2 protein-coding genes are annotated in these 1,796 nt (G+C 66.8%); both read left to right on the top strand.

The features are described 5' to 3' along the window. On the top strand, window positions 1-746 hold a 746-nt coding region (cobW, locus tag EOA60_RS31430; protein ID WP_128312507.1), incomplete at its 5' end, for a cobalamin biosynthesis protein CobW. A 17-nt stretch (window positions 747-763) separates the two neighbouring features. Further along, on the top strand, window positions 764-1,796 hold a 1,033-nt coding region (locus EOA60_RS31425), incomplete at its 3' end, for a cobaltochelatase subunit CobN (RefSeq protein ID WP_206628337.1).

Raw genomic sequence — 1,796 nt, 5'->3', positions numbered from 1 at the left:
ACCACATCCTGATCGAAACCTCCGGCCTCGCTTTGCCGAAGCCGCTCGTCCAGGCCTTCCAGTGGCCGACGGTGAAGAGCCGCGTCACGGTCGATGGCGTCGTCGCGGTGGTCGACGGTCCGGCGCTGGCCGACGGCCGCGTCGCCTCCGACCTAGACGCCCTGCAGGCGCAGCGCGCCGCCGACGACTCGCTCGACCACGATGATCCGGTCGAAGAGGTGTTCCAGGACCAGATCGCCTGCGCCGACCTCATCATCCTGTCGAAGAGCGATCTGATGGACGCGGCGGGCTCAGTCCGCGCCAATGCCGTTATCGGCGAGCACGTGGCGCGCGCGGTCAAGGTCGTGCCGACCGCACAGGGCAAGGTCGACCCGTCGGTGCTGCTCGGTCTTGGCCTCGCCGTCGAGGACGACGTCGAGAACCGCAAGACCCATCACGATGACGAGCTCGACCATGAGCATGACGATTTCGACTCCTTCGTCCTCGATATCCCGTCCATCGCCAGTCCGGATGAGCTGGCAAAGCGCGTCGCTCTCGCCGCCGAGCAGGAAAACGTTCTGCGCGTCAAAGGCTTTGTCGAGGTGGGCGGCAAGCCGATGCGGCTGCTGCTCCAGGCCGTCGGCCCGCGCGTCAATCACTATTACGACCGCGCCTGGACGCCGGACGACGACCGCCGATCGCGGCTCGTCGTCATCGGCCTCAAGGGGCTGAACCGCCCGGCGATCGAGCGTATCCTCGCCGGCTGAGGCAAGACCGAACCGCGATGCACATCCTCACCACGACATCCGCCTCGCTCGACGATCTCGCCGAGCCGATCGACCTCAGGCAGACGCCTGCGGATGTCGTGGCCCTGTCCTTCACCGACAGCGATCTCGCCGGCCTCGCCGCTGCGTGGAAGGCCGACGCCGCGCGGCTGCCGTCGATGCGGCTGGCAGCACTTCGCGATCTCCGCCATCCGATGTCGGTGGACCTCTGGATCGACAGCGTTGCCCGTCACGCCAAGGTGGTCCTCGTCCGCATCCTGGGCGGCTACGACTGGTGGCGCTATGGCTCCGACCAGCTCGCCGCGGTCGCACGCGAGCGCGGCATCAAGCTGGCGCTGCTGCCGGGCGAAAGCCATGACGAGGACCAGCGGCTGATCGAAGCCTCGACCCTGCCGCGCGCCGAACTCGACGCCCTGCTCGGCTATTTCCGCGAAGGCGGCCCGGCGAACATGAGCGCGCTGGTGCAAAGACTGGCAAGGCTCGCCGGGTCGGATACGGCCGTGGCCGAGCCGGTGAGCGTGCCGAAGGCGGGGTACTATCAACCAGGAATCGGAGTTGTCGCGAAATCAGTCTTCTTGAACGTCGGCGATCCGTCACACCTCCCTCTGTCCGGCAGGAGAGAGGGGGGTGTGGCGGAGCTCAACATCGACAGCGTCGGTGCCCCCGTCATCCCCATCCTCTTCTACCGCTCGATGCTGCTTGCCGCGGACGTCGCGCCAATCGATGCACTCGCAGATGCCCTTCGCTCGCAGGGCATGACGCCAATGCCGATCTTTGTTTCGAGCCTCAAGGACCCGGTATCGCTGGCTTTCGTCGAAACCGCCATCACCTCGTTGAACCCGTCCGCCATCGTCACTGCAACCGCCTTCGCTTCCGGTGCCGAGCCTGGTGCCGAAACGCTCTTCGACCGTGCCGGCGTGCCCGTGTTCCAGGTCATCGTCGCCACGACGCGGCGCGAAGTCTGGGAGAAAAACCAGCGCGGCCTGGCGCCCGCCGACCTTGCCATGCATGTCGTGCTGCCCGAGCTCGATG

Origin of the sequence: Mesorhizobium sp. M1A.F.Ca.IN.020.06.1.1, from assembly GCF_004023265.1 — a bacterium.
Classification (GTDB): domain Bacteria; phylum Pseudomonadota; class Alphaproteobacteria; order Rhizobiales; family Rhizobiaceae; genus Mesorhizobium.
Note: the sequence above shows the minus strand (reverse complement) of the source record. Positions and strands in the feature narration are given on the sequence as shown.